This window comes from Azonexus sp. (assembly GCF_047638095.1).
In the GTDB taxonomy this organism is placed as follows: Bacteria; Pseudomonadota; Gammaproteobacteria; order Burkholderiales; family Rhodocyclaceae; genus Azonexus.
Map to the genome: position 1 here is coordinate 1 of NZ_JBLJBW010000078.1, position 5,653 is coordinate 5,653.

Annotated in this window: 7 protein-coding genes; 6 read left to right on the forward strand and 1 reads right to left on the reverse strand. The window is 61.6% G+C overall.

Translation table 11 applies throughout. The annotated features are described in order from the left end of the window. Nucleotides 1-1,865 (reverse strand): UvrD-helicase domain-containing protein (locus tag ACM62Q_RS12880; protein WP_415037222.1); only part of this gene is annotated, 1,865 nt, incomplete at its 3' end. Between ACM62Q_RS12880 and ACM62Q_RS12885 the strand changes: the two genes are divergently transcribed. The 6 genes from ACM62Q_RS12885 to ACM62Q_RS12910 all read left to right on the forward strand — a co-directional run. Further along, on the forward strand, nucleotides 1,864-2,094 hold the full coding sequence (locus ACM62Q_RS12885) for a hypothetical protein (protein ID WP_415037224.1): 231 nt from the start codon (nucleotides 1,864-1,866) through the stop codon (nucleotides 2,092-2,094). The two genes, ACM62Q_RS12880 and ACM62Q_RS12885, sit on opposite strands and share 2 nt — an antisense overlap. Next, nucleotides 2,091-2,441 (forward strand): hypothetical protein, encoded by a 351-nt coding sequence (locus ACM62Q_RS12890; protein WP_415037226.1) that lies wholly within the window; start codon nucleotides 2,091-2,093, stop codon nucleotides 2,439-2,441. Before ACM62Q_RS12885 ends, ACM62Q_RS12890 begins: the two co-directional genes overlap by 4 nt. Nucleotides 2,442-2,562: 121 nt before the next feature. Then, nucleotides 2,563-3,675, forward strand: coding sequence for an ABC transporter permease (locus ACM62Q_RS12895; RefSeq protein ID WP_415037228.1), 1,113 nt, complete (start codon nucleotides 2,563-2,565; stop codon nucleotides 3,673-3,675). Nucleotide 3,676: 1 nt separating this feature from the next. Then, the gene (locus ACM62Q_RS12900; protein ID WP_415037230.1) at nucleotides 3,677-4,429 is read left to right on the forward strand and encodes an ABC transporter ATP-binding protein; all 753 of its coding nucleotides are present in this window, start codon (nucleotides 3,677-3,679) and stop codon (nucleotides 4,427-4,429) included. Then, nucleotides 4,426-5,352 carry an MlaD family protein gene (locus ACM62Q_RS12905; protein WP_415037232.1) on the forward strand — a complete coding sequence of 309 codons (927 nt, stop codon included), beginning with the start codon at nucleotides 4,426-4,428 and terminating at the stop codon, nucleotides 5,350-5,352. The genes ACM62Q_RS12900 and ACM62Q_RS12905 overlap by 4 nt, the downstream gene beginning before the upstream one ends. Next, the coding region (locus ACM62Q_RS12910) for a membrane integrity-associated transporter subunit PqiC (RefSeq protein WP_415037234.1) at nucleotides 5,352-5,653 on the forward strand (302 nt) is incomplete at its 3' end. The genes ACM62Q_RS12905 and ACM62Q_RS12910, both read left to right, overlap by 1 nt.

Genomic DNA, 5,653 nt, shown 5'->3' on the forward strand with positions numbered 1-5,653 from the left:
GGCGACGGCACGCAATAGCGCGTCTGCCCATGCAACATGCGGCTTTGCGCCGAGGAAAGGTAAAGCCGCTGGCGGGCGCGCGTCACCGCCACATACATCAGGCGGCGCTCTTCCTCCAGCCCGGCGCTGCCTTCATTGACGGCATTTTCGTGGGGAAACAGCCCCTGCTCCAGCCCGCTGACGAACACCACGTCGAATTCCAACCCCTTGGCGGCGTGCACGCTCATCAGTTGCACCGCTTCCTGACCTTCGCCGGCCTGATGTTCACCAGCCTCGAGCGAGGCGTGGGCGAGGAAATCGGCCAGCGCACCATGCTCGCCAATCGCACCTTCGGCATCGATGAAAGACGCAGCGGCGCTGACCAGTTCGTTGAGGTTATCAAGCCGCTCCTGGCCTTCCTTTTCACGCCGGTAGTGTTCCAGCAGCCCGGAGGTTTCACTGACCTGCTCGATGATTTCCGGCAGCGACAAATTTGCCGTTTCGTGACGCAAACGCTCGATCAGACCGACGAAAGCGCCCACCGTCTGCGCCGCCTTGCCGGTGAGCGAGGCGGCGGCGTTGTACAGACTGCAATGCATCTGGTGCGCGGCGGCTTGCAGGTTTTCCAGCGAGCGCGCACCGATGCCGCGCGTGGGGAAATTCACCACGCGCAGAAAGGCGGTGTCGTCATCCGGGTTGCCGAGCAGGCGCAAGTAAGCCAGCGCGTGCTTGATTTCCTGGCGTTCAAAAAAACGCAGCCCGCCATAGACCTTGTACGGCACCGCCTGCGTGAACAATTCGTGCTCGATCACCCGCGACTGGGCGTTCGAGCGGTAGAGCACGGCGCATTGGCTGGCCGGCACGCCCTCGCGCACCAGCGAGCGGATTTCCTCGACGATGAAACGCGCTTCGTCCAGATCGGAATAGCCCTCGAAGACGCGGATCGGCTCACCCGCGCCGGTTTCCGTCCACAGATTCTTGCCCAAACGGTCGCTGTTGTTCTGGATGATGGCGTTGGCTGCCGCCAGGATGTTGCCGTGCGAGCGGTAGTTCTGCTCCAGGCGGATGATGTTCTCGCCGCACCACTGCGCCTCGAAATCGCGCATATTGCCGACCTCGGCCCCGCGAAAACGGTAGATCGACTGATCGTCGTCGCCGACCGCGAAAATCTTCGCGCCGCCGCCCGCCAAGAGTTGCAGCCAGGCGTATTGCAGGCGGTTGGTGTCTTGAAACTCATCGACCAGGATATGTTTGAAACGCTGTTGATAATGCGCGCGCAGCGGTTCGTTGCGCTGCAACAGTTCAAAACTGCGCAAAAGCAGTTCGGCAAAATCGCAAACCCCTTCGCGGTTGCACTGGGCTTCGTATTCGGCGTAAAAATCGACGCGTTTTTGCGTGTAATAGTCGTACACCTCGGCTTGCGCGGCGCGGATGCCCTGCTCCTTGTGTGCGTTGATGAAATGGCACAGTTCGCGCGGCGGATATTTTTCGTCGTCCATGCCGAGATTCTTCTGCAAGCGCTTGACCAGGGCGAGCTGGTCGCCGCTGTCGAGAATCTGGAAGGTCTGCGGCAGGCCCGCCTCGCGGTAATGGGCGCGTAAAAAACGATTGCACAGGCCATGGAAAGTACCAATCCACATGCCGCGCACGTTGATCGGCACCTGCGCGGTGAGGCGCGCCGTCATCTCGCGCGCCGCCTTGTTGGTGAAAGTCACCGCCAGCAGCGCCGCCGGCCCCGCCTGATGCGTCGCCAACAGCCAGGCGATGCGTGTGGTCAGCACCCGCGTTTTACCGCTGCCGGCCCCCGCCAGAATCAGCGCGTGCGCCGGCGGCAGCGTGACGGCTTGCAGTTGCGGAGAATTGAGGTGTTGCAGCAGATCAGACATGGCACTACTGGAAGAAAAAACAGCCCGCCAGTGTACACCCTTGCTCTCCTTCAAAGAAATTTGTGCGGCGCAACAAAATTTTACTATTAATCAAATTGCGGCCCCTTTGAAGAATGTATACTGCGCCCATAAATTTATAGTGCACCGCACAAAATGCCCACAAGGCGAGAATCAACGTCGTACAACGGCCCTTACCCTTGGCCGACAACGAAAAGGAGAAACACCATGAACAGTATGCAAGCCCCGAAAATCCTGCCCTGGGTCGCCAAACGCGCCGGGATTACCGAAGAACTCGCCCTCAAACTCTGGCGACGCGCCGTCAGCGAAGCCGAATATCTGAGCGGCCAAACCACCGGCAGCGAATTCTCCGGCCTGGCGGTCGAGCGTTTTCTCACCCTGGTCGAAGACGAAGCCGGCCCACCCGCGCCCTCGCTCCTCAACCCGGCCCCGCAACTCACCTGGTTGTGGCGTCACCAGACGCGCGTCTCGCTCCTCTCCCTGATGGCGGCGCAAAACGCTTACCGGGTCTGGCAAAACACCTGGAATGACCTGAGCGGGCTAAAAAAGGCCGCGTAAACACCGGCGCTGAATTCCCACTGAAAATCCACCGTTCGCGGTGGATTTTTGTTTCCTGAATCATTCTGCTGCCGATCTCGCCGACACATGACAACAGGCAAGCTGCGCTAGAATCCGGCGCATGATTTCGCCCGCCCCCAGCCTGAACCTTGACCACGAAGCCGGCACCGTGACCTGCCGGATTCGCGGCGACTGGCATGCCGGACACCCGCTGCCGGAACCACTGCCGGCGGTAATCGGCGGCAAGCGGCTGCTCTTTGACTGCAGCGAACTGGGCCGCTGGGACAGCAGCCTGCTCGCCCGTCTGCTGCCGCTGGCCGAATCGGCCCGACAGGCGGGCTGCGCCATCGACGACGACGGCCTGCCACCCGGGCTGGCCCGCCTGCTGCGCCTGGCGCTGGCCGTACCGGCGCGGCAGCAAGCGGCGCACGAGGACGAAGAAAACATCTTCGAATACTTCGGCAACGCCACTCTGGCCACCTGGCGGCGCGTTCCGCAGAACCTCGCCTTCCTTGGCGACCTGTTCCGCTCGCTTGCTCGTCTGGCCGTCGGCCGCGCCCGTTTCCAGCGCGCCGACCTGCTGCTTTTCGTCGAGGATGCGGGGCCGCGGGCGCTGCCCATCGTTTCCTTGATCAGCTTTCTGGTCGGCACCATCCTCGCCTATATGGGCGCGGCGCAGCTGGCCATGCTCGGCGCGCAGATCTACATCGCCGATCTGGTCGGCATCGGCATGGTGCGCGAAATTGCCGCGCTGATGACCGGTATCCTCCTCGCCGGGCGCACCGGCGCTGCCTACGCTGCGCAACTTGGCACCATGCAGGTCAACGAGGAAATCGACGCCTCCCGCACCTTCGGCCTGCCGGTCAGCGATTTTCTCGTCTTACCGCGCTTTCTCTCGCTACTGGTCATGGCCCCGCTGCTGACGCTGTACGCCGGCATCGTCGGCGTGGCTGCCGGCATGCTGATTGCAACAACGGTGTTCGATGTCGGCGTCTTTGCCTATTTCCAGCAGACGACGAAAGCCCTGAGCATGACGCATTTCGTCGTCGGCATGGTCAAAGGTACGGTTTACGGGGCGCTGGTCGCCATTGCCGGCTGCCTCTGCGGCATGCGCTGCGGGCGCAGCGCCCAGGCGGTGGGCGAGGCGACGACGGCAGCGGTGGTGCTCGGCATCCTGCTCATTACCATTTCGGCCTCGTTGCTGACCATTCTTTTCCAGCGCTTGGGCATCTGACATGCACCCGCGCCCCATCGCCATCGAGATCGATTCTTTGACCCTGCGCTATGGCGAGCGCCTGATCCAGCGCGATCTCAGCTTCAGCATCCACCAGGGCGACATCTTCATCATCATGGGCGGCAGCGGCTGCGGCAAGAGCACCCTGCTGCGCCACCTGATCGGCTTGCAGACACCGGCCGCCGGCAGCGTGCGCTTTGCCGGGGTCGATCTGTGGCAGGCCGACGACAGCACCCGCCAGGCTATGCAGCGGCGTTTTGGCGTGCTTTTTCAGAGCGGTGCGCTGTGGAGTTCGCTCACCCTGAGCGAGAACATCATGCTGCCGATGACCGAAATCGGCGGCTATCGCCCCGCCGACGCGCGCGAGCTGGCGGCAGTCAAGCTGGCCCTGGTCGGGCTGGCCGGTTTCGAGAACTTTTATCCCTCAGAAATCAGCGGCGGTATGAAGAAACGGGCAGCGCTGGCCCGGGCCATGGCGCTCGATCCGGACATCCTTTTCTTCGACGAACCCTCGGCCGGACTCGATCCGCTCAGTTCCGCCCTGCTCGACGAATTGATCCTCGAACTGCGGGAGAGCCTCGGTGCCACCATCATCATCGTCACCCACGAGCTGGCCAGCATCTTCGCCATCGGTGACAACTCGGTCTTTCTCGACGCCGAAACGCGCACGATGATCGCCCAGGGCGACCCAAAAGAACTTCGACACAGCGGCCCGGAAGGCGTCCGCAATTTTCTCGGCAGGGGAAAAATGTGAGCAAAAAAACCAACTCCGCACTGATCGGCGCTTTCGTTCTTGGTGCCATCACGCTGGCAATCGCCGCGCTCTTTTTTGTTGCCGGCGGCGATTTGTGGAAGAAAAAATCCCGCTACATCATGTATTTCGACGGTTCCGTCTATGGTCTGAAAGTCGGCGCACCCGTGGTGTTTCGCGGCGTCCATATCGGTCTCGTACGGCAAATTGGCATCGCTCTGGACAGCAACCAGACCTCTTTTTACATCCCCGTTGAAATCGAGCTCTTCGCCCAGCCAGCAGTCGATTTGCAAGGCCAATCGGTAGACATCAATAACCAAATGGCCTCCGGTGCTTTCGTCAGCCAAGGTTTACGCGGCCAACTCTCGATGCAAAGCCTGTTGACCGGACAACTTTACATCGACCTCGATTTTCACCCCGAAACCAAGGCTCGCCTGCGCGGGCGCGAAAACAGCAAATTACGGGAAATTCCCACCATCCCGACGCCGGTACAGTTGCTCAAACAACGCATCGAAAATATCGAATTCGACACCTTGTTCCGCGACATTTCAGCCATCGCCGCAACGCTACGCGAAACCGCCGAAAGCGGCGAAATGAAAAGCACCCTGCAGACGCTAAACCGCACCATGCACAATCTGGAACGCTTAAGCGCCCAACTGGAAAAAAACAGCGCACCGCTGATCGGCGACATCCGCAGCACACTGGCCGAAACCCGCAACGCCATGGGATCGGCGCAAAGCGCACTGCTTGAAATCAACAAAACCGCCAGCGCCATCCGCGAAAGCACCGCTGATAACTCCCTGCTACAACACAATCTGCAACGCGCACTGAAAGAAACCACGCGCGCCGCCAGCGCCGTCCGCCAACTGTCTGACACCCTCGAACAGCGCCCGGAAGTGCTGTTACGCGGCAAAGGAGAACACTGATGCTGCTCCGCCTCCTGTCATTGAGCGCCACTCTGCTACTGAGCGCCTGCGCCAGCACCCCGCCCAACCAGTTCTACCTGCTCGAAGCCGCGCCGACCACGGCGACACTCAACACCGCGAGCAGCACGGCCCCCCGTCTGGGTATCGGCACCATCGTCCTGCCCGACTACCTCAACCGCCCGCAGATCGTCCTCCGTGACCACGGCGGCCGCCTGCTCCTGCGTGAGCGCGAGCGCTGGGCGGAACCGCTCGAAGACGGCGTGCGCCGCACGCTTGGGGAAAACCTCGGGCAGCTGCTCGG